This is a genomic window from Microbulbifer sp. VAAF005, from assembly GCF_030012985.1.
In the GTDB taxonomy this organism is placed as follows: domain Bacteria; phylum Pseudomonadota; class Gammaproteobacteria; order Pseudomonadales; family Cellvibrionaceae; genus Microbulbifer.
In genome coordinates, this window is record NZ_CP120233.1 from 3364403 (window position 1) to 3385869 (window position 21467).

The window sequence follows — 21467 nt, forward strand, 5'->3', positions numbered from 1 at the left end:
CAGCCCCGCGAGGCTGGGAAAGCGCTGCGGGGCCATTGAAGCAGGTGTTTATTAGAAAATAAACCGCACACCGGCTTCGACGCTGCGACCAGCTTCAGGAGCGTAGTCGCGCAGTAGTGAGGTGGAGTTGCGAATTTCTTCGTCGAGCAGGTTGCGGGCGCTGGCGAAGATCACCGCGTCGCTGCTGCCGATGTTGAAGTTGTAGTGGGCACTCAGGTCCATGCGGGTATAGCCGTCGGTTTCCTCTTCGTAGGCGCCGGCACGATCCTGGTCTGCAGCTTCGACTGTGCGCCATTCCCAACCCCACTGGTCGTACTCTGCTCCCAGGGCGAGGCCCAGGCGCAGGGGAGGCATGCGCGGCACGTCGGAACTCTCACCGGCAATATCTTCGTCGAAGCTCGCGCGCACAACATCGCCAAACAGAGTCAGGTAGAAGTTGCTGCGCAGGGGGAGTTTCACCGAGGCTTCAGCACCGTAGAAGGTGGCATCGCGATTGGCATAGGCGTAAATGGGCAGCTCTTCATCCTCGTACTCAAGGCCGGTATTTTGCGAATAGATGTAGTCGCCGATGCGGTTGTAGAAGACGCTGGCTTCAATCTGCGCTGCATGCCAGCCGCTGGCCGCTTCGTTGTGGTGGTGATAGCCCAGTTCCAGGTTTAAAGAGCGTTCTTTGTCCAGGTCGCTGTTACCGATCAGGTAGCGCGATTCGGCCAGGTGCTCACCGTCGGCAAACAGCTCTTCGGCTACTGGGGCGCGCTCGGAGTGGGTGGCGCCGACGCTGATGTGTTGGTGCTCTTGCAGGAAGTACTGCAGGGTGGCACTGGTGCTGAACAGATTGAAGTCGCGATCCTCTGCGGTCTCCGGATCGATATCGACACGCTCAATACGCGCGCCCAGGTCCAGGTGCCAGTTGCCCCACTCGCGTTCCTTCATAGTGAAGAGGCCGGCGCTGCGGGTGCGGGAGGGCTGGATAAAGGCTTCGTCGCCCACTGCGGCAAAGTCTTTGTCGGACAATTGCAGGCCGTAGGCACCACGCCACTCACTATCGTTGTCGTGGGTGATCTCCAAGCGACTTTCCCAGGCTTCATTGGTAAAGCGGGTACCGGGTTCACCTTCTTCCAGCTCTACGTGCTCATAGTCGTTGTAGCCGATACGCAGGCGCATCTTGTCCCAGTAATTACTATCGAAGCGATGTTCGCCTTTGAAGTCGTAGCGGGTTTGCGCCATATCGATGCGCACGGCTTCGACTTCGCTCTCCTCCTCGTGATCTTCTTCCTCTTCTTCGTGATGATGCTCGTGGGTGCCGAGGGGAATGCCGTAGTTGTTCTCCAGCTTGTTCACTGACAGGCCGAAATAACCGCTATCAGTAATCCATGAAACACCGCCGCTGTAGCTGTGAGCGCGGGCATTGGTGTTGCCGACGTAACCGTCGGTGTTGAATTCTTCCTCGTGCTCTTCTTCGTCCTCATCGTGCTCTTCATGCTCGACGATGGCGAGACCAGGAATTTCGGTATCGTCATTTTCGCGGTAGACACCGTCGAAGTACCAGGCCAGCTGCCCGGCACCGCCGGTAAAGCGGAATACCGAGGCATCCTGGCTATTGGCAGTGTCGTGGCGCATCTCAACCGCGCCTTCAACTTCCTCGGGTACCTCAGTGGGGATGCGACCGTCGATAATATTTACCACCCCACCGATAGCGCCGCTGCCGTAGCGCAGTGCCGCCGGTCCGCGCAGTATTTCGATGCGCTCCGCCAGTAGAGGTTCGATACTGGCAGCGTGATCGGCGCTGGTGTTGGAGGCGTCAGAGACATCCAGGTTATCGTTCAGGATCTTCACCCGGTTGGCGCTCTGGCCGCGAATAACCGGTAGGCCCACGCCACTGCCAAAGGAGGCGTTGGCCACACCCGGCTGGTTCTTCAGGGTTTCGCCCAGGGTGGCGGAAGCGGCTTTGCGCAGGGTCTCGCCGGAGAGCACCGATACCGGGGCAGCTACTGCGTCGGCGGGCTTATCCAAGGGAGATACGGTGACGTTAACTTCTTCCAGTTTGTTGCTGTCTTCCGCAGCGCAAATAGCGGGCACGGCCAAGCTGGCAATAGCCAGGGCCAAAGTATTGAACTTAGTCATTGTTTTTTATTCCTGTCACAGACGGACAATGCCATACGCGCTCCAGCGCGGGCATTCACTAAAAAAATATCGGTTTTTGGGTGTTAGCTGAGTGACAGGAAGAAAGGAGGGGCGCGCGCACTCTGGCGCTCTGGCTGGCAATCGCGCGCGGTTGGCGCAGAGGGCCGTTCGTAGTGACTTTGGGGCTCAGCCTGTACGAGCAATGGCTCGCTGCCGAGTGCTGCAGGTGAATGCATGCAACACAGGTCACACATCTCTACCTGGGTATTGCCCAGGTGGAAGTGCTCCGCCCACAGCGGCTGAGCTGCTACTACGGCGAGTAACAGGAACAGGCTGGCCCAGTAATGGGATTTTCGGCGCTTTAGAGTAACCATGCGGTGCATGATAGGGCTAAACAATTACGAATCAAGTTTCATCTGACACTAGAGAGCCACAGGGGATGTCATTCATCCTATAATTTGCGCCCTCTGTCTTATCGTGCAAATAAGGATCGCTTTCGATGCGTACAGCTAGCGTCACCCGTGACACCCTGGAAACCAAGATTCAAGTCAGCGTTAACCTGGACGGCCAAGGTCATGGCAAGTTCGCGACTGGGGTTCCTTTCCTGGAGCATATGCTCGATCAAATTGCCCGCCACGGCATGATCGACATGGACATTAGCTGCGATGGCGATATTCATATCGATGACCATCATACGGTGGAAGATATCGGCATTACCCTGGGCAAAGCCATTACCGAAGCGCTGGGAGATAAAAAGGGGATGACCCGTTACGGCCACAGCTATGTCCCATTGGATGAGGCGCTTTCCCGGGTCGTAATCGACTTCTCCGGGCGGCCCGGCCTGGTTATGGATGTGCCTTTCACCCAGAAGCGGATCGGCAATTTTGATACTGAACTGTTTTTTGAGTTCTTCCAGGGCTTCGTCAATCACGCACTGGTAACCGTACATATTGACTGCCTGCGTGGCCACAACGCTCACCATCAGGTGGAAACTGTATTTAAAGCCTTTGGCCGCGCCCTGCGTATGGCGTTGACCCCGGACCCCCGTATGGCCGGCACCATGCCCTCCACCAAAGGAGTCTTGTGATGGGTAAGATTGCGGTACTCGATTACGGTATGGGCAACCTGCACTCGGTGGCCAGCGCCCTGAACAAGGTGGCGCCGGAGGCCGAGGTGGTGCTGGCACAAACTCCGGAGCAGGCCGAGGGCGCAGAGCGCCTGGTGGTGCCCGGTGTGGGTGCCATTCGGGATTGTATGGCAGGGTTTGTCGAGGCGGGTTTTTCGCCGCTGCTTCGCGAGGCCATCAGTGTGGGTACCCCGGTGCTGGGTATCTGTGTGGGTATGCAGATTATGATGCACCACAGCGAGGAGAATAATGGCGTTGATTGCCTGGGGATTTTCCCGGAGCCGGTGAAATTCTTCGGCGACAACATTCCCCCGGCGCAGAGTGCTGAACGGCTCAAGGTGCCCCATATGGGCTGGAACAGTGTTCAGCAGCGTCAGCCGCACCCCCTGTGGGCCGATATTGCCGATGGCAGCCGTTTCTACTTTGTCCACAGCTACTATGTGCCGGCTGCTGAAAATCCGGATATTGCCGGGCAAGCCGAATACGGCATTCCCCTGGCTGCCGCAGTTGCCAGGGAGAATATCTTCGCCACCCAGTTCCACCCGGAGAAGAGTGCCGAGGCTGGCTTGCAGCTGCTAAAGAACTTTGTCCACTGGAACGGCCGGGCCCAATAGACCCAGCTCACCGATCACACTGAAATTACTGCCGACGTAAGAAAAGACATGATTGTAATTCCCGCGATAGATTTAAAAGACGGCCAATGCGTGCGCCTGCGCCAGGGCGAGATGGATGACGCCACTGTATTTTCCGATGATCCCCTGGCTACAGCTCAGCATTGGGTGAACGAGGGAGCCAAGCGACTGCACCTGGTGGATTTGAACGGCGCCTTCGCCGGCAACCCGGTGAACGGTGAAGCGGTAACTGCTATCGCCAAACAGTTTCCCGATTTACCGGTGCAAATTGGCGGAGGAATTCGCGATTTGCACACTATCGAGCGCTATCTGGATGCCGGTGTGCAGTGGGGGATTATCGGCACTGCGGCGGTAAAAAATCCCAAGCTGGTGGAAGAGGCGTGTCGCGAGTTTGAGGGCCATATTATTGTCGGGCTCGATGCCAAAGGTGGCTTGGTGGCTACTGAGGGCTGGGCTGAGGTCTCCGAGCTGAAGGCGACAGAACTGGCCAAGCGCTTTGCCGATTGTGGCGTCAGCTCTATTGTTTATACAGATATTGCCCGCGACGGGATGATGCAAGGCGTCAATATTGAGGCGACTCTGGAAATGGCCCGCGCAGTGCAGGTGCCTATTATTGCCTCCGGCGGTGTCAGCAGCATTGAGGACATTGAACAGCTGTTGGATGCCGGTGAAATCTACGGTGCGATTACCGGCCGGGCGATCTACGAAGACAAGTTGAACCTGCGCGAAGCGCAGCAGCTTTGCGACCAACGGAACAAATAATGGCTCTGGCGAAACGTATTATTCCCTGTCTGGATGTGGACAACGGCCGCGTGGTGAAGGGCGTTAACTTTGTCGATATCCGCGATGCCGGCGACCCGGTGGAAATTGCCCGCCGCTACAACGAAGCGGGCGCGGATGAAGTCACTTTCCTCGATATCACCGCCACCCATGAGCAGCGCGATACCATCCTGCACACCGTGGAGAAAATGGCCCACGAGGTGTTTATCCCCCTCACTGTCGGCGGCGGTGTGCGCACCTTGCAAGATATCCGCAATCTGCTGAATGCCGGTGCGGACAAGACTGCAATCAATTCAGCGGCGGTGAAAAATCCCGAGTTTGTACGCGAGGCCGCCGAGCGCTTTGGCAGCCAGTGTATTGTGGTGGCCATTGATGCCAAACAGGTGGGAGAGGGTCGCTGGGAGATCTTCACTCATGGCGGGCGCCAGCCCACTGGCATTGATGCAGTGGCCTGGGCTCGGCAGATGGCCGAATACGGTGCGGGCGAAATCCTGCTGACCAGTATGGATCGCGACGGTACCAAGAACGGTTTTGACCTGGCCCTGACCCGGGCAGTTACCGAGGCGGTTCAAGTGCCAGTCATTGCTTCCGGTGGTGTGGGAGATCTACAGCACCTGGCGGATGGCGTATTGCACGGCGGTGCGGATGCGGTATTGGCTGCGAGTATCTTCCACTTTGGCGAGTACACCATTGCCGAGGCGAAAGCGTTTATGCACAGCGCTGGGATTGAAATGCGTTTGTAGGTCGGTGTAGGTCTTGCACGGCGGGCCCTGGGCCCGCCGCACTCTGCTACTGCTGTTCGTCTGCGCGGGCAAGGCGCTCGCGCAAACCTCTGTCCCTGTGAGCGTAGAGATTGAGGCCCTTGAGTACATTGAGGGCTTCGAAGATTTGATTGTCACGATCCATCCAGTCTTCCCGTTCTTCCTGTTCTCTCGAGCGGTCTTCAGAAGTCCGGTCGGCACCACCGTTACCGTTGTCCAGATGCCCTGCCAAATCCGCTTCAGTGGGTCTGGGAGAGTCGTCCAAGCGGGTGACTTTCACCCGCTCTACCACGATATCCGGTGTGATGCCCTGGGCCTGGATTGAGCGCCCATTGGGAGTGAAGTAGAGCGCGGTTGTCAGCTTAATAGCGCGCTCATTATTGATCGGGATTACCGTTTGGACCGAGCCCTTGCCGAAGCTGTCGGTGCCCATCACCACTGCGCGGCGATGGTCTTGCAGGGCGCCGGCGACAATTTCCGCTGCAGAGGCGGAGCCCGCGTTGATTAATACAACCAGCGGAGCGCCTTCGGTTAAATCGCCCGGCTCGGCGGAATAGCTCAGGTTGGCAGCTTCATTGCGACCTTCGGTGTAGACGACCAGGCCCTCTTCCAAAAATGCATCCGCTACTTCCACCGAGGATTGCAGCACGCCACCGGGGTTGTTGCGCAGGTCGATAACCAGCCCTTTAAGTGCTCCTTTCTTCTGCAACTTGATCAGCTCATCGGCCACATCGGCGCCGGTGTCCAGTTGGAACTGGCTGATGCGCAGGTAACCGTAGCCATCGTCGAGGACTTTGCTGCGCACACTGCGTACGCGCACGGTGTCCCGCTTGAGAGTGACATCGAAAGGTTCTTTAAAACCTTTGCGAGCGATGGTCAGGGTGACACTGCTGCCTTTGGGCCCGCGCATCCACTCCACCGCTTCATCCAGGCTCACGCCCTTCATGGATTTGCCCGACAGGCGCAGTATGACATCGCCGGCCTTGAGGCCAGCGCGGGAGGCGGGAGTGTTGTCCATGGGGGTGACGACGGTGATATGGTCGTTTTCGATGCCTACCTCGATTCCGAGGCCGGCAAATTCACCGGTGGTGTTGGCTTGTAAATCGTCAAAGGAGCGGCGATCAAGGTAGGAGGAGTGAGGGTCTAGGCCTTGCAGCATGCCCTTGATGGCGTATTCCAGCAGGGTGCGGTCGTCCACTTCCTCGATATAGCCCTGGCGAATTTGCTCGAAAACTTTGGCAAAGCTGCGCAGATCTTCCAGCGGCAGGCGGGCTTCAGTGTCTGCAGCCACCTGGGAATGGCTATCGCCGTCGGTCAAACCCATTAAAGGCAGGGCTGTCAGAGCGGCTGCGCCGATCAAGGTTGTCAGCGCCTTGGGGATAAACATGTTGTTGTGACCTCTGCCTTATTTCTTCGCTGCTTTGCGAAAGTGTAGACCGCAGAGATTGGCAGGGATTCTAAGCGGACGCCAAATTCTACAGTGTCACGATCTTAGTCGTCATAAGCCCAGAGGTCTTACACCTGGGTTGTCTCCCGCTCTTATTCTCTTTTGGCGATAAAAAAGCCGATACTCCGCAGCTTTTCGTCGTGGTGCTTTCTCATTTAATTAGCACAGCGGCCGGAGTCGTGAGATGAAGTGGGGAGCATTAGGCGGGTGTGTAATCCCGATCGCTGTGATTTGCGAGGGGGCTCTATAACGGGTGCGTGGAAAATGCCCGGGATTTTACGCCTCGTATTATGCCCTCTGTGCCAGCTCCGATCAGGAGCGGCACCAAACTGTAGGGTCCTGCGCTTTACCCCGGTGGCGAATTTCGAAGTAAACACCGCTATGGCTGAGTCCACCGCTATTGCCAACCCGAGCGATGGTGTCACCACTTTCCACCCACTCGCCAATATTGCGGGTGAGGGACTGGTTGTGGGCGTAGAGACTCATGTACTCCTCTCCATGATCCAGGATAACCAGCATGCCGTGGCCGCGCAGGTAATCGGAGAAAACCACGCGGCCGCGGTGGATTGCCCGCACCGGCTCCCCTTCATTGGCGCGCAAGGTGACACCTTTCCAAGTGATGCCATTGGCGCGGCGCTGTCCATAGGCATTGGCGCGGCGGCCATCAACAGGCCACTGCATCTTGCCCCGCTGGCGCGCAAAGGGCTTTTGCTCGCTGGGGTTTACCAGTGAGGCGATGGCGCGACCTACTTCGTCGACCAATTTTTGTAGGCGTGTGCGATCTCCTTGGAGCTGCTTGAGTTCACCGCTGCCATCGGAGAGCCGCGCCGCAAGTTTATCCAGCGTGTCCTTGCGATTCTGCTGTGCGACGCGCAGTTTGCTCTGGCGTTTCTGCAGCTGCTCTCGCTCCGCTTTCAGGGTCTCGCGCTCGCGCTCAATGGAGGCGGATACGGTTTTCAGTGAGGTGAGGGTTTCAAGGTAAGTGTCTATGATGCGGCTGCGTTCTTGGAGGAAGTAATCGTGGTAGCGGAGATGGCGGGCGACGTTCTGTGGATCTTGCTGGTTGAGCAGGAGCTTGATCTGCTCCTGTCGGCCTAGTCGGTATGCGGCGGCGATCTCCTGCTCGACCCGCCGCTGCATACTTCGTCGCGACTCTTGCAGTTGCTGTTGTTCCTGCTGGAGTTCGTGCAACTTGTCCGAGCGGCTGCGCATATCCTGTTTGATCTTGTCTATGCGCTGGTGCAGCCCGGAAATATCTTTCTCGTTCTCTTCCAAATCCTTGAGCAATTGGTCGCGCTGGCCCTGCACCTGATTGAGTTCCTGTTGCAGGGACTCAATGCGTTGCTTGATTTGCGCCAGGCGCGCCTGCTCATCTCCCTCTGCCTGGCTCCAGGCGGGTAGGGAAATCAGTGTGATCAGGAAGAGTACGAGAGTTTTCATCAGTCCATTTTTACCAAACTTTGGCCGGTCATTTCCGTCGGCTGTGGCAGATCCATCAACGCTAACATGGTTGGTGCTACATCCGCCAGACTACCTCCGTCACACATTTGCACATTGCGCTCGCCGATATAAACAAAAGGCACCGGCAGAGTGGAGTGCTGGGTGCTGACCTGGCCGGAGTTGGCGTCGAACATCTCTTCCACATTGCCGTGGTCGGCAGTTATCAGCACTTCGCCGCCGGCAGCCAGAGCGGCGTTTACGACGCGCTCTACACACTGGTCCAGGGCTTCGACGGCTTTTACTGCCGCCTCGAAAACACCGGTATGGCCGACCATATCGCCGTTGGCGTAGTTGCAGATAATGGCGTCGTACTCGCCGCTCTCAATCGCCGCTACCAGTTTGTCAGTGACAATTGGCGCATTCATTTCCGGTTGCAGATCGTAGGTGGCCACATCCGGTGACTTGATCAGTTCGCGGGTTTCGCCGTTGTAGGGCTCTTCGCGGCCGCCGCTGAAGAAGAAGGTAACGTGGGCGTACTTCTCTGTCTCGGCGATGCGCAGCTGGGTTTTGCCCTCTGCAGACAAGTACTCGCCGAGGGAGTTGACCAGGTTTTCTGGCGGGAAGGCACAGCTGGCGTGGATATTGGCAGCATATTCGGTCGTCATGACGAAGTCCGCCAGCTGCGGTTTGGCTTTGCGCTCGAAGCCGCTGAAGTCCTGCTCGGTAAAAGCGCGGGTTAACTGGCGCGCGCGATCCGGGCGGAAATTCATAAAGATAAGGGCATCGCCGTCTTGGATAGGAGCGGGCTCGCCAATCACCGTTGGCGCGACAAACTCATCGTTTTCACCGCGCTCATAGGCCGAGGCCAGTCCTGCCAGGGCGTCACTGGCACGGTGCTCTGCTGTACCCAGGGTCAGCATGTCGTAAACGGACTCGGTGCGCTCCCAGCGCTGGTCGCGATCCATGGCGAAGTAGCGCCCGGCCAGGGTAGCCATATGGGCATTGCCGACGGAGTCACACACCTGCATCAGGCGCGCCAGGGAGGGTTCGGCACTGCGCGGTGGGGTGTCGCGGCCATCGAGAAATGCGTGTACATAAATAGCGCGGGCGCCGCGCTGTGCCGCCAGGGTTATCATGGCGACAATATGATCTTCGTGGCTGTGTACGCCGCCTTCGGACAGGAGTCCCATAATATGGACGGCGCCGTTGTTGGCGATAGCCTTATCGACCGCAGTGGTGTAAGCGGTATTGCGGAAGAAGTCGCCGTCCTGAATGGCTTTGTTGATCCGGGTGAAGTTCTGGTAGACCACTCGACCGGCGCCCAGTGTCATATGGCCGACTTCCGAGTTGCCCATTTGTCCATCGGGCAGGCCCACCGCCATCCCGGATGTCTGGATCAGGGTTTTTGGGCGGGTTGCCCAGATATTGTCCCAAACCGGAGACTTGGCTGCGTGAATCGCATTGTGCTCGGGATTGTCGCTGTGGCCGAAGCCGTCCAGAATCAGCAGGACCAGGGGGCGTTTTTGCGGGGCTTGCGTAGCGGCCATAGCGACAGTATTCCTCTTCCAAGGGTTAAATTGCGGACGCGGATTTTAACCTGTGGGGCTGGTATTTCACCATGTTATTTAGCTTAAGCCGGATTACAAAGAGGCTGGGGCGGAGGGATTTGGTTGATTAGAATTTCGCCATGATCGTGTATACTCCCGCCGGCATTGGGCGCCGTAGTGCCCTATTGATTACCACTTGAGGATTTTGGGGGCGAAGTGGATTTTCTCGACTTTTTAGCTGAGCAGTGGCTGTTGGTCGGCCTGCTTGTGGCATTGCTTTACGCATTTGTTTTGACTGAGCGATTCAAGTCTGGCGAGCCGGCATCACTTCATGAAGTGACCAAGCTGATCAATAGCGACGGGGCCAAGGTGCTGGATATTCGCGATCGCAGCGAGTTCACTGCCGGTCATATTGTCGACTCCCTGCATATTCCCCACGGGGATGTGGCTGAGCGCATTGCCGAGCTGGAACCGTTTAAAGATAAGACCATTATTGTCGCTGACAAGATGGGGCAGCACGCAGGTCCGGTGGGGCGCATGCTGAAACAGAAAGGTTTCCAAGTGCGTCGCCTGCAGGGCGGAATGAGCGAGTGGGCTAACCAGAACCTGCCTGTCGTTAAAGGCAAAGGTTAACCTGAAGTATAAGTTTGACGGAGTTTTGTCATGCAGAATGTTGTCATTTATACCACCCGTTTCTGCCCCTACTGTATTCGCGCCAAGCAGCTACTGGATAGCAAGGGTGTCGCTTATCGCGAAATCCCTGTGGACAATAATCCCGGCTTGCGCGCAGAAATGGCTGACAAGGCGGGGCGCCGCTCGGTGCCGCAGATTTGGATTGGCGATAAGCATGTAGGTGGTTGCGACGACCTGATGGCGTTGGAGCGCGGTGGCCGACTCGACAAATTGCTGAAAGCAGCGGGATAAGCGGAAAACTGACGCGGCCGCCAACATGCGGTCCCCAATTTTTGCTATTTATCCGGTCTGGGCCTTGAAACGTTTTATCGAGGCCCCAACTGTTGAGTTATTACCGGAGTCTTTCTCACGGAAGGCATCAATAAACTTTTTATAATGAACAGGCTGTAACATGGCTGAAGAATTAAATGGCGCAGCGGCAAACGCAGAGGCTCCACAAGTACAATTTGCGATGCAACGCATCTACCTGAAAGACCTCTCCTTCGAAACCCCGATGGGTGCCGAGGTCTTCAAAAAGCAGTGGAAGCCCCAGGTTAATCAGGAGCTGAACACCAAGACCGCGAAGATCGAAGACGATCTGTACGAAGTGGCTCTGACCCTGACTATCACCGTAAAGCTGGAAGAAGATACCGCTTTCCTGGTGGAAGTAAAACAAGCTGGCCTATTCGGTATCAAAGGTCTGGAAGGTCAACAGCTGGCCCAGGCCCTGAATACTGCCTGCCCGCAAATTCTGTTCCCCTACGCTCGCGAAGTGATCGATAACGCAGTAGTTAAAGGTTCTTTCCCGGCACTGATGTTGCCGCCTGTGAACTTCGACGCTCTGTTCGCTGCTGCCCTCGATAAGGCACAGAAAGAAGCAGAAGGCGCTCAAGCGAACGCTTAATTCGTTTTAGCCCAGCTGGCACGATAAAAAGGTCCCTTAGCGGGGCCTTTTTTTATATCTGTAATCTCCCCGGGGATAGCGTCCATTTTACTGACTATCCCTCCGCAACCGCAGCACAAACCTGGAGCCGCTTATGCAGTGGGATCTGCCAAACCCATTTATCACCAAAGTGACGGTTGGCGCCGAACATGTGGATGGTCTGAGTCATGCCAACAATGCGGAATATGTGCGTTGGTGTGAGGCTACCGCCTGGGCGCACAGCGCAGCCCTGGGTCTGGATGTCACGAATTATCAGCAGCTTGACCGGGGAATGGCAATTCGTCATGGCGAGTATGACTATATACTGGCGGCCAGAGAGGGGGAGGAATTGCTGTTTGGCACCTGGCTCACTGAGGTGGACGGGCGTCTGAATATGACTCGCCGCTTTCAGGTGTTTCGCGCCGCCGATAAGGCATTGGTATTGCGGGCCGAATGGCGGATGGTGTGCATTGAGCTTTCCACTGGCAAGCCAAAACGTATGCCGGCGATCTTCAAGGAAATTTACAGTCCGGCAGTGACTGCCCCGGAGGCTGAAAAAAATGAGTGAAGAGTTTGTATCCCTGACCAACAATTCAGGGGCGCTTAAGGACAAGACCATCTTTATCACTGGTGCCAGTCGCGGCATCGGCCGGGCGATTGCCCTCAAATGCGCGGCGGATGGTGCCAATATCGTGATTGCCGCTAAGTCGGCAGAGCCACATCCCAAGCTTCCGGGAACCATCTTCTCGGTGGCGGAGGAAGTGGAGAAAGCCGGCGGCAATGCCCTGGCCCTGCAGGTGGATGTGCGCGATGAGCAGCGAGTAGAGCAGGCTATGTCGGAGGCTGCCGAAAAATTTGGCGGCATCGACGCTGTGATTAATAATGCGGGCGCGATCAACCTGACCAATGTTGAGTCGACACCACCCAAGCGCTACGACCTGATGCAGAGTATCAACAGTCGCGCGGTGTATCTCACCGCCCACTTGGCGACTCCCTACCTGAAAAAAGCTGACAACGCCCATATCCTCAGCCTGTGCCCACCGCTGAATATCCAGCCCAAGTGGTTGGGGCCCTTCGCTCCTTACGCCCTGTCAAAGTTTGGTATGACCATTCTCAGCCTGGGTTTGGCGGAAGAGCTGCGTGAGGCGGGGATCAGCGTGAACACCTTGTGGCCGCGCACGCTGGTGGCCACTGCTGCGATTGAGTTTGCGGTGGGTAGTCGCGATATGTTTGAGCAGAGCCGCAAGCCCTCAATTATGGCCGATGCGGCCTACGAGATACTGACGACTAAAGATGTCGCCTTGAGCGGTCGCCAGCTAATCGATGAAGAGCTGTTGGCAGAGCGCGGTGTGAAGGATTTCACCGGTTATGCCCACAATCCAGCCAATGCAGACAATTTAACCAAGGATTTATTTCTCGACTGACGCTGGCAGGGGGTATTTGTGAGCAGCGACAGCAAATTATTTAAAGACGCTCTCGGTGAAATGGGAGACGTTAAACCGCTGGCGCAGGAGCGCCGCGTCAATTTGCGCAAGGAGCCGAAGCAATCTGAGTCTATGTTGCGGGAGCGCCGCGCCGCTGCCACACGACTGACAGAGCGGGAAATGAACCCCCTGTCCGGTGAATATATTGATCTGGTAGAGCCATGGGATCCGTTGGAATTCAAGCGCGATGGTGTGCAAAACGGGGTCTATCGCAATTTGCGCCTAGGCAAATACAGCATAGATGCGCGCCTGGATTTACATCGCCACTCTGTGGAGATGGCGCGCAGGGCCGTGATGGAATTTATCCGTGATTGTGTTGAAGCGGATGTGCGCTGTGCCCTGATTACCCACGGTAAGGGTGAGGGGCGTAAGCAGCCGGCGTTATTGAAAAGCTGTATCAATCACTGGTTGCCGCAGCTGCACGAAGTACTGGCTTTTCACAGTGCGCAACCCCAACACGGGGGCTTGGGAGCGACTTATCTGCTGCTGAGAAAGAGTGAACGCAAGCGGCAGGAGAATCTGGAGATACATCAAAGACGCCGTTAAGGTTCTTTTGTAACTTTTCTGTCACTTATGCAAATTAAGATGCGCCGCTGAGGCTTTCCCCTCAAGAGTGCTTTTTTAGACTCCTAAAGCTCATCTTTTTGATTCTTCTTGATTGTCATTCTGGCGACCCAATGGGTCGCCTTTTTTATAGGGTTGGGCCTGGCGGTAGCTGCGGTCTACTTGTTCAAACTCAATATAGGCACTGCCATCGGTATTGCTGATCATCATCTTGTTACCCACGATAACAATCAAATCAGACTTTCTCAGGGCATTGAGGTAATCGATCTCCAGTTCATCGCTGGGGTGTGCTCCCCCCATGCGCGCAATAGCGGGAATCCGCTCCCAGGTGAAAGCACCGCTGCTAGTGAGAGAAAATCGCCCCAAGTACGGATTGGTGCCACTGTTGCCCCTAACGTAACCAAATTGATCGCATTTGAAAAAGGGTCTATCCCGCCAAAACCTGCTCCAGCTCAGGGTTGAATCATAAGTGCGCCCGGAGTAGTACAAGCTCGATAGCACCCACTCGTGCTCACAGGCAGACCAAGCCGATCGTTGGAGTTGGGGAATAGGGGGATTGGGGGTGCTGCAGCCTGCAAGCACCAGGTTGCATACGATAATACTCAGTAGTAAGTAAAAAGCACGACGTGGCATGATGTCGTTCTCATTGATTTTGCGACATTTAACCTAAAAATTTACAGGTCTTCTGTGGCGGCGTTCAAGGTCCGGCCTTTACGTATTCTATATAGATATCACCGGAGGGGTCACGAAGTATCAAACGATTCCCGCGCGATTTGGTAAATGCCTGGCGAGTGGCGGCGAGGGCACCGAGGTAGGCATGCTCTTGCCGCAGCAAGGGTTCGGGGCCGCCCATCTTGGTAGAGACAAAGCTGGAGGTATCCCAAAGTAACTGCCCGTTATCGGTTACCTGCACCTCTCCCCGATAGGTGTTTATGCCACTCCTCCCCATGACATTGCCTTGGAGATTGCACACAAAGGTAAAGTCCGCAGGCCTCTGGATGTCGACCACCTCACCATTGACGCGCAGGCGCACCAGCTGCCACTTCTTACCACAGACTGCTCCCATACTGCCTGAGGATTGAACAACTTGGGCTTCTTCTATTCGGTTTGTTAGACATCCGCCGACAACTAATAGGGCTCCCAGAAGCCATATTTGTACCAACCTACTCATCGACGAATAACTCCCAAACACAAACCCTTCTCCAGCCCACACCCAAGCCAGCCACTTTTCGGCTTTCACAAAAGCTTAGTTGTTGGCTGCCGTGACGAGACGACAGCAGTGACAAGCTATGCTTGCACTGATGTAAAAAAATAGTATTTGGCCATCGATTAAAGGACGGTCGTCGATATGATCAGGCGCACCAAAATTGTTGCCACCCTGGGTCCAGCTACCGATAAAGAAGAAACACTTCGGCAATTAATCAAGGCCGGTGTGGATATGGTTCGCCTGAACTTCTCTCATGGAAAAATTGATGATCACAGGCGCCGGGCAAAATTTGTCCGCGAGGAAGCCGAGCGTCAGTGCAGACATATTGCCCTGCTGGGAGATTTGCAGGGGCCCAAAATTCGTGTCGGAAAATTCACTGATGGGCGTATATATCTGCGCAAAGGTGAAGAATTTATTTTGGACCCGGATTGGGATAAAGATAGTGGCAGTCCTGAAGGTGTCTGGGTTGATTATGAAGCACTCGCAGAAGACTGTAATGAGGGAGACCGCCTGTTACTGGATGACGGCCGATTGAGTTTGCGCATCAAAAAAATTATTGGTCTGTCGTTAAAAACTGAAGTTGAAAATGGTGGCTGGTTATCTGATAGAAAGGGAATAAATAAGCAGGGAGGTGGCCTTACTGCGCCGGCACTGACAGAAAAAGACCACCGGGATATCAAAGTTGCCGCCGAGTTACAGGTAGATTATTTAGCCGTTTCTTTCCCTCGCGATGCTCGCGATATTCACAAAGCGAGAAAGTTACTCAGAGAGGCGGGTGGCACAGCACATATTATTGCCAAAATTGAAAGGGCTGAAGCGGTATCCAATGATGCTCGCCTGGAGAAGCTCATCTTGGCCAGTGATGCCATTATGGTAGCGCGCGGTGATCTCGCCGTGGAGATTGGTGATGCAGAATTAATGGGGGTACAAAAACATTTAATCAGCTATGCCCGCTATCTCAATCGGGTAGTTATTACTGCGACACAAATGATGGAGTCGATGATTTCGAGTCCGGTACCTACTCGAGCAGAAGTCTGCGATGTGGCGAATGCAGTACTGGATGGTACTGATGCGGTAATGTTATCTGCTGAGACAGCGGCAGGTGAATATCCTATTGAAACCGTTAAGCATATGGCTGAAGTGATTCTTGGGGCAGAAAAACACCGTAAAATTTATTCCACGCCGGAAAGCCTTCGCGGCGATTACCCTGCGGGTGATGCGTGTATCGCCATGGCCGCCATGATCATCGCGAATCATTGCCGAGAAATTAAAGCCATTATTTGCCAGACCGAAACTGGAAATACTGCGTTATTGATGTCGAGAGTATGTGCATTAATTCCTATTTACGCTTTTTGTCGGCACCAAAAGTGCTGCAATCGTGTAGCCCTCTACAGCGGCGTTGACCCCGTATTAATGGATGTATCCAACATGGACGGCCCGCTGCGAGATCAAAAAGCAATTTCTTATTTATTGGATCAGGAACTGCTAATTTCAGGGGACTTCGTGTTGATATCCCGGGGCTATCAACAGGATATTGGTGGTCACACCGATACCCTGCGTATTGTCCGCGTGCCCTGATACAAACGATTAAATTAAAAATTTTCACAGTGCAAATAACTTACCCCGCACGAACACATCTAACTAGTACCTTGGTCTCCAATTCCTGCTCAACACAGCGAAACTTCTGCCCGTCAAGGGTTAATGACTTTGGGCTTCCCTGGGGCGCGGTTGTCGAACAACCGGCAACTCCTGTCGCCAGGGCCACGGCAAGCAGAATAAGTAACATTTTCTGCACCGCAGTTACCTCTTTGAGTAGTGTGAGTGACGCATTCCCGAATAACTTGTTTATTCAGGGTAGAGGTAATAGCCGTCATTGAGATGTATAGCGCGCCAATTTGTTAAAAGTGGCGACAGTGATATTGGAGGGAGAAGGCTAATTAAACGGACGGTTGTATTGAGGTTGGCGATTAACTACCCCCGCTGCGTTTTTTGATGGTTTGCTACAGCGGGGTTAGTTACCTAATAAAGCTTGGAGTTAGCGTCTACCGCGATGGTGTCCACCGCGAACACGATAGTGGCCTCTATGGCCCCGGTAGCCGCGATAACCGCCGCGGTGATAACTTCTATAGCCTCGGTGATGGGCCCGGTAGCGGGCATGGGGCGACCGAGGGTAATAGAAACGGTTGTAGTAGGGCATTCCGCGATAGTAATAGCGAGCCCGGTAGCGAGGGTGGCCGCGGAATGATGCGGATCGGTAACTGGCGTAGCCACCGCGGTAATAATAGGTATTCACCGGTGTGAAACCAACGGTTTGGTAAACCGGTGTCCTGTAGGAAGTTAAATAGACATTACTCGAAGCGTAATAGTTGGGCGTGGCATAGGGATAAGCGTAGGAGGAGGTGTAAGCGACTTGCCCTCCACTTGGGCCACCGTAACTGGTGTAGGTGGTGTAGTAACCATCGGTGGCACAGGCACCCAGGGCTAGGGCTGTGCACACCGTGGCGGTGAGAATCACCGTTTTTACAGCTCTATTCATAGTGCTTTCTCCGGTAAGTGGAATTTCCCCCCGGAGAGGCCCGGCAGGGGCCAAGCCCCTAGGCGCGCCAACTAGGCGAGCACAGAATCTCAGACTTAGTAAGGTCTTGCGCGCGGCGGTGGATCGACAATTTGATACTGGGTATTTACAACCGCAGGCGGTCTCAGGCGATAAAAGTTGCCGTCCCAGTAGAAGTTACAGTGCTGCATATTGTGACAGGTGCCATCCGGGTGGCAGTGGGCATAGCGGCCACGCAGGTTGTAATACGTCTTGTTGTAATAAGGGCTGTATCCGTAATAACTGGCGGAACAATCGTTGCCTCCGCAGGGATAGCCGGATGTTCCATTACAGGCCGATAGAGCCAGTCCTGCTGCGATGGCGAGCGCACAACCTGAGCCTCGCAGCAATCTAGTGGGCAGCGGTTTCATCAAGACCTCCACACCTATTGGCGGGTAACACTTCTACATTCAGCCTAGCATTTTTGGCGCGTGAATCATCACGGGGCAGAGTAAATGTTCTAGCAAAGCTGAATACCGAGGCAGGTCTGTATTGGTTGATGGAAACTCTTCAGTTTCAATTTGATAGACCCACTTGTTCGGAGTCAAAAAAGGTAAGGTCGGCAGGCGGGTGAAACCACTAAAAATTCGCACATTGTGAGAAAAATGGTTCTCTCGCAATGCGCGAATCAAGCCATGAAGTTTTTTTAACCTAGTGACTGCTGGGCAGAAGGTTGGGGTTTATTGACTCTAAGTAGGCGCCGCTGCTCAGCAACTGCTTTGCCTCTTCAATATCCGGGGCAAAGTAGCGGTCCTTGTCATAGAAAGGTACTCGGGCGCGAAGTTTTGCCTTGGCGGCCTCCAGTTTTTCCGTGGATTTTAACGGCGCGCGGAAATCCAGTCCCTGACAGGCAGCGAGTAGCTCCACCGCCAGGATGCCACAGGTATTGTCGGCCATATCCCGCAGGCGACGGCCAGCAAAGGTGGCCATGGATACATGGTCTTCCTGGTTGGCGGAGGTGGGCAGTGAGTCCACGCAGGCTGGGTGCGCCATGGATTTGTTCTCACTGGCAAGCGCCGCTGAGGTGACCTGGGCGATCATAAAGCCGGAGTTCACCCCGCCATTTTCCACCAGGAAAGGAGGCAGGCCCGATAGGTTGCTGTCTATCAACAGGGCCATGCGACGCTCGGATAGGGAGCCGATTTCTGCCAATGCCAGCGCCAGGTTGTCGGCGACCATAGCAACAGGCTCCGCGTGGAAGTTACCGCCGGAAATAATGTCGGAGTTATCCGGATTTTCCTCGTCGGTAAATACCAGCGGGTTATCAGAAACACCATTTGCCTCGGCCAACAATACTTCGGCAGCGAAGCGCATCTGCTGCAGACAGGCACCCATTACCTGGGGCTGACAGCGCAGGGAGTAGGGGTCCTGCACTTTTTCACAGAACTGGTGGGAATCACCGATCTGGCTGGTCTCACCGAGCAGGTCCCGATAAATTGCCGCTACGTCGCGCTGAGCCTGTTGGCCGCGGGCGTTGTGAATACGATCATCGAAGGGGCGGCGTGAGCCCTTGGCGGCTTCCAGAGTAATAGCACCGGTTACCAGGGCGCCGGCGAACAAGTCTTCACTGGCGAACAGGCCGAGCAGGGCAAAGGCGGTAGAAGCCTGGGTGCCGTTTAGCAGGGCGAGGCCTTCTTTGGGGGCCAGGGTGATGGGCTCAAGCCCCGCGGCTTTGAGGCCTTCGTGAGCACTCTTGCGCTCGCCCTTGATAAATACTTCCCCTTCACCGAGAAGTACCACGCTCATATGAGCCAGGGGCGCCAAATCGCCAGAAGCGCCGACAGAACCTTTCTCAGGGATAGCGGGGTAGACACTGGCATTGACCAGTTGCATTAAAGCTTCGATAACCTGTGGGCGCACACCGGAGAAGCCGCGCGCGAGCGAATTGATTTTCAACACCATCAGCAGACGCACGGTGGCTTCACTCATAAAATTGCCGGTACCGGCGGCATGGCTCAGTACAATAGCGCGCTGCAGGTTTTCCAGGTCGTGCTTTTCAATGCGGGTGTTGGCCAATAAACCAAAACCGGTATTAATTCCGTAAACTGTGCGCCCCTCGGTAATAACCTGGGCAACAGTGTGGGCAGAGGCTTCAATAGCGGGGTAGGCGCTTTTCGCCAGGGACAGCTGCACCGACTCGCGGGCTACGCGGCGCAGTTGCGCAAGGCTCAATTGACCGGGATCGATTTCCAATTGATACATAAATTCATTCACCAAAAAATATTTACTGCTTAGCAGGCTGTTGAAAAACAGCCTGCGCGGGCGGTGCGAAAGCGCCTGCCGCAAAATCAAGCACTGCAATTGCTTGATTTGAGTGCCCATCTTTGTGGACATGTGCCGTAAAGATGGCTTGAAAAAGTCGCTTGTTGGCTTTTTCAACACCCTGTTAGGCGCCGGCGGCGCAGCCCGATAAAAATTATTCGGGCTGTAAAAGATTTCCGCCGGCGGTATTTTTATTGCGGTAAAAAATCAGTCGTTCAGCATGGGCAGGTCCAAGCCCTGATCTTTTGCACATTTTTTTGCGATCTCGTAACCGGCATCGGCGTGGCGCATTACGCCGGTGGCGGGATCATTCCAGAGAACCCGTTCGATACGTTTGCGCGCAGCTTCGGTGCCGTCACAGACAATGACCACACCAGAGTGCTGGGAGAAGCCCATGCCTACGCCACCACCGTGATGCAGGGATACCCAGGTAGCGCCGGAGGCAGTGTTCAGCAGAGCATTCATCAGCGGCCAGTCGGAGACAGCGTCGGAACCATCTATCATGGCTTCAGTTTCGCGGTTGGGGCTGGCTACAGAGCCGCTGTCGAGGTGGTCGCGGCCGATCACTACCGGTGCTTCCAATTCACCGTTGGCTACCATTTCGTTAAATGCCAGTGCCAGACGCGCGCGATCTTTCAGGCCCACCCAGCAGATACGTGCGGGCAGTCCCTGGAAGTGAATCCGCTCGCGGGCCATATCGAGCCAGTTGTGCAGCTGCGGATTGTCGGGAATCAGTTCCTTAACCTTGGCATCGGTCTTGTAGATATCTTCCGGGTTGCCGGACAGGGCCGCCCAGCGGAAAGGACCGACACCTTCGCAGAACAGAGGGCGAATATAAGCGGGTACAAAACCGGGGAAATCGAAGGCATTTTCTACACCTTCCTCGAGAGCCATCTGACGAATATTGTTGCCGTAGTCGAGGGTTGCGGCTCCGCGCTTTTGCAGCTCCAGCATGGCTTCAACCTGAACCGCCATAGACTGTTTGGCTGCCTTTACTACTGCGGCTTCATCTTTCTTGCGCATCTCCGCTGCGTATTCCATGGTCCAGCCCTGGGGCAGGTAGCCATTTAAAGGATCGTGAGCGGAAGTCTGGTCGGTAACCGAATCTGGCAGAATATTGCGTTTTACAATTTCCGGGAAAATATCTGCTGCGTTGCCCAGTAGGCCAACGGAAATGGCTTCGCCTTTTTCCATTGCGGCTTCAATCATTTGCAGGGCTTCGTCGAGGCTGGTGGCTTTTTTGTCTACATAGCCAGTGCGCAGACGGAAATCGATACGGGTTTCGTCGCACTCTACTGCGATCATGCTGAAACCAGCCATCGTCGCCGCCAGTGGCTGAGCGCCACCCATGCCGCCGAGGCCACCGGTAAGAATCCATTTGCCTTTCGCTTCGCCATTAAAATGTTTGCGTGCGACGGCGGCAAAGGTTTCATAGGTGCCCTGGACGATGCCTTGGGAGCCGATATAAATCCAAGAGCCGGCAGTCATCTGGCCGTACATGGCCAGGCCTTTTTTATCCAGCTCGTTAAAGTGTTCCCAGTTGGCCCAGTGGGGTACCAGGTTGGAGTTGGCAATTAATACCCGGGGTGCATCGGCGTGGGTTTTAAAGACTCCGACAGGCTTGCCGGACTGCACCAGCAGGGTTTCGTCGTCTTCCAGGCGCTTCAGCACTTCGACAATCTTGTCGTAGCACTCCCAATCCCGCGCGGCGCGGCCGATACCACCGTACACCACCAGGTCCTCCGGGCGTTCAGCTACCTCGGCGTCCAGGTTGTTCATCAACATGCGCAGGGGAGCTTCGGTGAGCCAGCTTTTGGCATTGAGCTCACTGCCGCGAGGCGCGCGGATTTTGCGGCTGGGATCGTGGCGTTTGTCGGTAGACATAGCTTCCTCGTCAATTTTTCTC

At 55.3% G+C, this 21467-nt stretch carries 23 protein-coding genes; 11 read left to right on the plus strand and 12 right to left on the minus strand.

Features of this window, described 5'->3' with window-relative positions; translation table 11 throughout:
* Positions 1-51: 51 nt before the first annotated feature.
* The gene (locus tag P0078_RS15105) at positions 52-2124 is read right to left on the minus strand and encodes a TonB-dependent receptor (protein ID WP_282930761.1); all 2073 of its coding nucleotides are present in this window, start codon (positions 2122-2124) and stop codon (positions 52-54) included.
* An 83-nt stretch (positions 2125-2207) separates the two neighbouring features.
* The gene (locus P0078_RS15110; RefSeq protein WP_282930762.1) at positions 2208-2507 is read right to left on the minus strand and encodes a hypothetical protein; all 300 of its coding nucleotides are present in this window, start codon (positions 2505-2507) and stop codon (positions 2208-2210) included.
* Between the two features lie 116 nt (positions 2508-2623).
* Here P0078_RS15110 and hisB point away from each other — a divergent pair, with 116 nt between their 5' ends.
* From hisB to hisF, 4 genes are read left to right on the plus strand one after another with little or no spacing between them, the layout of a single operon-like run.
* Entirely contained in the window at positions 2624-3211 is a 588-nt protein-coding gene (gene hisB / locus P0078_RS15115; RefSeq protein WP_282930763.1) for an imidazoleglycerol-phosphate dehydratase HisB, read from the plus strand.
* Positions 3211-3864, plus strand: coding sequence for an imidazole glycerol phosphate synthase subunit HisH (gene hisH, locus P0078_RS15120; RefSeq protein ID WP_282930764.1), 654 nt, complete (start codon positions 3211-3213; stop codon positions 3862-3864). Before hisB ends, hisH begins: the two co-directional genes overlap by 1 nt.
* 48 nt (positions 3865-3912) lie before the next feature.
* Positions 3913-4644 carry a 1-(5-phosphoribosyl)-5-[(5-phosphoribosylamino)methylideneamino]imidazole-4-carboxamide isomerase gene (gene hisA / locus P0078_RS15125; protein ID WP_282930765.1) on the plus strand — a complete coding sequence of 244 codons (732 nt, stop codon included), beginning with the start codon at positions 3913-3915 and terminating at the stop codon, positions 4642-4644.
* Positions 4644-5405 carry an imidazole glycerol phosphate synthase subunit HisF gene (gene hisF, locus P0078_RS15130; RefSeq protein WP_282930766.1) on the plus strand — a complete coding sequence of 254 codons (762 nt, stop codon included), beginning with the start codon at positions 4644-4646 and terminating at the stop codon, positions 5403-5405. The genes hisA and hisF overlap by 1 nt, the downstream gene beginning before the upstream one ends.
* A 46-nt stretch (positions 5406-5451) precedes the next feature.
* Here the strand turns inward: hisF and P0078_RS15135 are convergent, their stop codons facing one another.
* The 3 genes from P0078_RS15135 to gpmI all read right to left on the minus strand — a co-directional run bounded on the left by P0078_RS15135 (position 5452) and on the right by gpmI (position 9857).
* Complete coding sequence (locus P0078_RS15135) at positions 5452-6810, minus strand: S41 family peptidase (RefSeq protein ID WP_282930767.1); 1359 nt, start codon at positions 6808-6810, stop codon at positions 5452-5454.
* 372 nt (positions 6811-7182) lie between these two features.
* A complete protein-coding gene (locus tag P0078_RS15140) occupies positions 7183-8310 on the minus strand; it encodes a murein hydrolase activator EnvC family protein (protein ID WP_282930768.1) in 1128 nt (375 codons plus the stop codon).
* Positions 8310-9857, minus strand: coding sequence for a 2,3-bisphosphoglycerate-independent phosphoglycerate mutase (gpmI, locus tag P0078_RS15145; protein ID WP_282930769.1), 1548 nt, complete (start codon positions 9855-9857; stop codon positions 8310-8312). The genes P0078_RS15140 and gpmI overlap by 1 nt, the downstream gene beginning before the upstream one ends.
* A gap of 216 nt (positions 9858-10073) precedes the next feature.
* Here gpmI and P0078_RS15150 point away from each other — a divergent pair, with 216 nt between their 5' ends.
* From P0078_RS15150 to smrA, 6 genes are all read left to right on the plus strand, one after another.
* Positions 10074-10490 (plus strand): rhodanese-like domain-containing protein, encoded by a 417-nt coding sequence (locus P0078_RS15150; RefSeq protein ID WP_282930770.1) that lies wholly within the window; start codon positions 10074-10076, stop codon positions 10488-10490.
* Positions 10491-10520: 30 nt separating this feature from the next.
* Positions 10521-10781 (plus strand): glutaredoxin 3, encoded by a 261-nt coding sequence (gene grxC / locus P0078_RS15155; RefSeq protein WP_282930771.1) that lies wholly within the window; start codon positions 10521-10523, stop codon positions 10779-10781.
* A 160-nt stretch (positions 10782-10941) separates the two neighbouring features.
* A complete protein-coding gene (secB, locus tag P0078_RS15160) occupies positions 10942-11433 on the plus strand; it encodes a protein-export chaperone SecB (RefSeq protein ID WP_282930772.1) in 492 nt (163 codons plus the stop codon).
* Positions 11434-11566: 133 nt separating this feature from the next.
* Positions 11567-12019, plus strand: a complete 453-nt coding sequence (locus P0078_RS15165) for an acyl-CoA thioesterase (protein WP_282930773.1) — start codon at positions 11567-11569, stop codon at positions 12017-12019.
* A complete protein-coding gene (locus P0078_RS15170) occupies positions 12012-12875 on the plus strand; it encodes an SDR family oxidoreductase (RefSeq protein WP_282930774.1) in 864 nt (287 codons plus the stop codon). Before P0078_RS15165 ends, P0078_RS15170 begins: the two co-directional genes overlap by 8 nt.
* An 18-nt stretch (positions 12876-12893) precedes the next feature.
* Positions 12894-13481: a DNA endonuclease SmrA gene (gene smrA / locus P0078_RS15175; RefSeq protein WP_282930775.1), complete on the plus strand. Its 588-nt coding sequence runs from the start codon at positions 12894-12896 to the stop codon at positions 13479-13481.
* A gap of 90 nt (positions 13482-13571) precedes the next feature.
* On the opposite strand, the gene P0078_RS15180 is transcribed toward smrA, so the two are convergent.
* Both P0078_RS15180 and P0078_RS15185 read right to left on the minus strand, forming a co-directional pair.
* Complete coding sequence (locus tag P0078_RS15180) at positions 13572-14132, minus strand: META domain-containing protein (RefSeq protein WP_282930776.1); 561 nt, start codon at positions 14130-14132, stop codon at positions 13572-13574.
* 64 nt (positions 14133-14196) lie between these two features.
* Positions 14197-14670 (minus strand): META domain-containing protein, encoded by a 474-nt coding sequence (locus tag P0078_RS15185; protein ID WP_282930777.1) that lies wholly within the window; start codon positions 14668-14670, stop codon positions 14197-14199.
* A gap of 177 nt (positions 14671-14847) precedes the next feature.
* Here P0078_RS15185 and pyk point away from each other — a divergent pair, with 177 nt between their 5' ends.
* Positions 14848-16284 (plus strand): pyruvate kinase, encoded by a 1437-nt coding sequence (gene pyk, locus P0078_RS15190; protein WP_282930778.1) that lies wholly within the window; start codon positions 14848-14850, stop codon positions 16282-16284.
* 40 nt (positions 16285-16324) lie between these two features.
* Here the strand turns inward: pyk and P0078_RS15195 are convergent, their stop codons facing one another.
* From P0078_RS15195 to hutU, 5 genes are all read right to left on the minus strand, one after another.
* On the minus strand, positions 16325-16492 hold the full coding sequence (locus tag P0078_RS15195) for a hypothetical protein (protein WP_282930779.1): 168 nt from the start codon (positions 16490-16492) through the stop codon (positions 16325-16327).
* A 249-nt stretch (positions 16493-16741) separates the two neighbouring features.
* A complete protein-coding gene (locus P0078_RS15200; RefSeq protein ID WP_282930780.1) occupies positions 16742-17242 on the minus strand; it encodes a hypothetical protein in 501 nt (166 codons plus the stop codon).
* A gap of 95 nt (positions 17243-17337) precedes the next feature.
* On the minus strand, positions 17338-17670 hold the full coding sequence (locus P0078_RS15205; RefSeq protein ID WP_282930781.1) for a hypothetical protein: 333 nt from the start codon (positions 17668-17670) through the stop codon (positions 17338-17340).
* A gap of 280 nt (positions 17671-17950) precedes the next feature.
* Positions 17951-19633 carry a histidine ammonia-lyase gene (gene hutH, locus P0078_RS15210; protein WP_282930782.1) on the minus strand — a complete coding sequence of 561 codons (1683 nt, stop codon included), beginning with the start codon at positions 19631-19633 and terminating at the stop codon, positions 17951-17953.
* 135 nt (positions 19634-19768) lie between these two features.
* Entirely contained in the window at positions 19769-21445 is a 1677-nt protein-coding gene (hutU, locus tag P0078_RS15215) for a urocanate hydratase (protein ID WP_282930783.1), read from the minus strand.
* Positions 21446-21467: the final 22 nt, after the last annotated feature.

Coding starts and splice junctions, on each gene's coding strand:
- P0078_RS15185 (WP_282930777.1), bottom strand. CDS start 14,670: ATGAGTAGGTTGGTACAAATATGGCTTCTGGGAGCCCTATTAGTTGTC.
- hisB (WP_282930763.1), top strand. CDS start 2,624: ATGCGTACAGCTAGCGTCACCCGTGACACCCTGGAAACCAAGATTCAA.
- hisA (WP_282930765.1), top strand. CDS start 3,913: ATGATTGTAATTCCCGCGATAGATTTAAAAGACGGCCAATGCGTGCGC.
- hisH (WP_282930764.1), top strand. CDS start 3,211: ATGGGTAAGATTGCGGTACTCGATTACGGTATGGGCAACCTGCACTCG.
- pyk (WP_282930778.1), top strand. CDS start 14,848: ATGATCAGGCGCACCAAAATTGTTGCCACCCTGGGTCCAGCTACCGAT.
- P0078_RS15135 (WP_282930767.1), bottom strand. CDS start 6,810: ATGTTTATCCCCAAGGCGCTGACAACCTTGATCGGCGCAGCCGCTCTG.
- P0078_RS15165 (WP_282930773.1), top strand. CDS start 11,567: ATGCAGTGGGATCTGCCAAACCCATTTATCACCAAAGTGACGGTTGGC.
- P0078_RS15140 (WP_282930768.1), bottom strand. CDS start 8,310: ATGAAAACTCTCGTACTCTTCCTGATCACACTGATTTCCCTACCCGCC.
- P0078_RS15195 (WP_282930779.1), bottom strand. CDS start 16,492: ATGTTACTTATTCTGCTTGCCGTGGCCCTGGCGACAGGAGTTGCCGGT.
- P0078_RS15105 (WP_282930761.1), bottom strand. CDS start 2,124: ATGACTAAGTTCAATACTTTGGCCCTGGCTATTGCCAGCTTGGCCGTG.
- hutH (WP_282930782.1), bottom strand. CDS start 19,633: ATGTCCACAAAGATGGGCACTCAAATCAAGCAATTGCAGTGCTTGATT.
- P0078_RS15170 (WP_282930774.1), top strand. CDS start 12,012: ATGAGTGAAGAGTTTGTATCCCTGACCAACAATTCAGGGGCGCTTAAG.
- P0078_RS15180 (WP_282930776.1), bottom strand. CDS start 14,132: ATGCCACGTCGTGCTTTTTACTTACTACTGAGTATTATCGTATGCAAC.
- hutU (WP_282930783.1), bottom strand. CDS start 21,445: ATGTCTACCGACAAACGCCACGATCCCAGCCGCAAAATCCGCGCGCCT.
- P0078_RS15205 (WP_282930781.1), bottom strand. CDS start 17,670: ATGAAACCGCTGCCCACTAGATTGCTGCGAGGCTCAGGTTGTGCGCTC.
- hisF (WP_282930766.1), top strand. CDS start 4,644: ATGGCTCTGGCGAAACGTATTATTCCCTGTCTGGATGTGGACAACGGC.
- P0078_RS15200 (WP_282930780.1), bottom strand. CDS start 17,242: ATGAATAGAGCTGTAAAAACGGTGATTCTCACCGCCACGGTGTGCACA.
- grxC (WP_282930771.1), top strand. CDS start 10,521: ATGCAGAATGTTGTCATTTATACCACCCGTTTCTGCCCCTACTGTATT.
- secB (WP_282930772.1), top strand. CDS start 10,942: ATGGCTGAAGAATTAAATGGCGCAGCGGCAAACGCAGAGGCTCCACAA.
- P0078_RS15110 (WP_282930762.1), bottom strand. CDS start 2,507: ATGCACCGCATGGTTACTCTAAAGCGCCGAAAATCCCATTACTGGGCC.
- gpmI (WP_282930769.1), bottom strand. CDS start 9,857: ATGGCCGCTACGCAAGCCCCGCAAAAACGCCCCCTGGTCCTGCTGATT.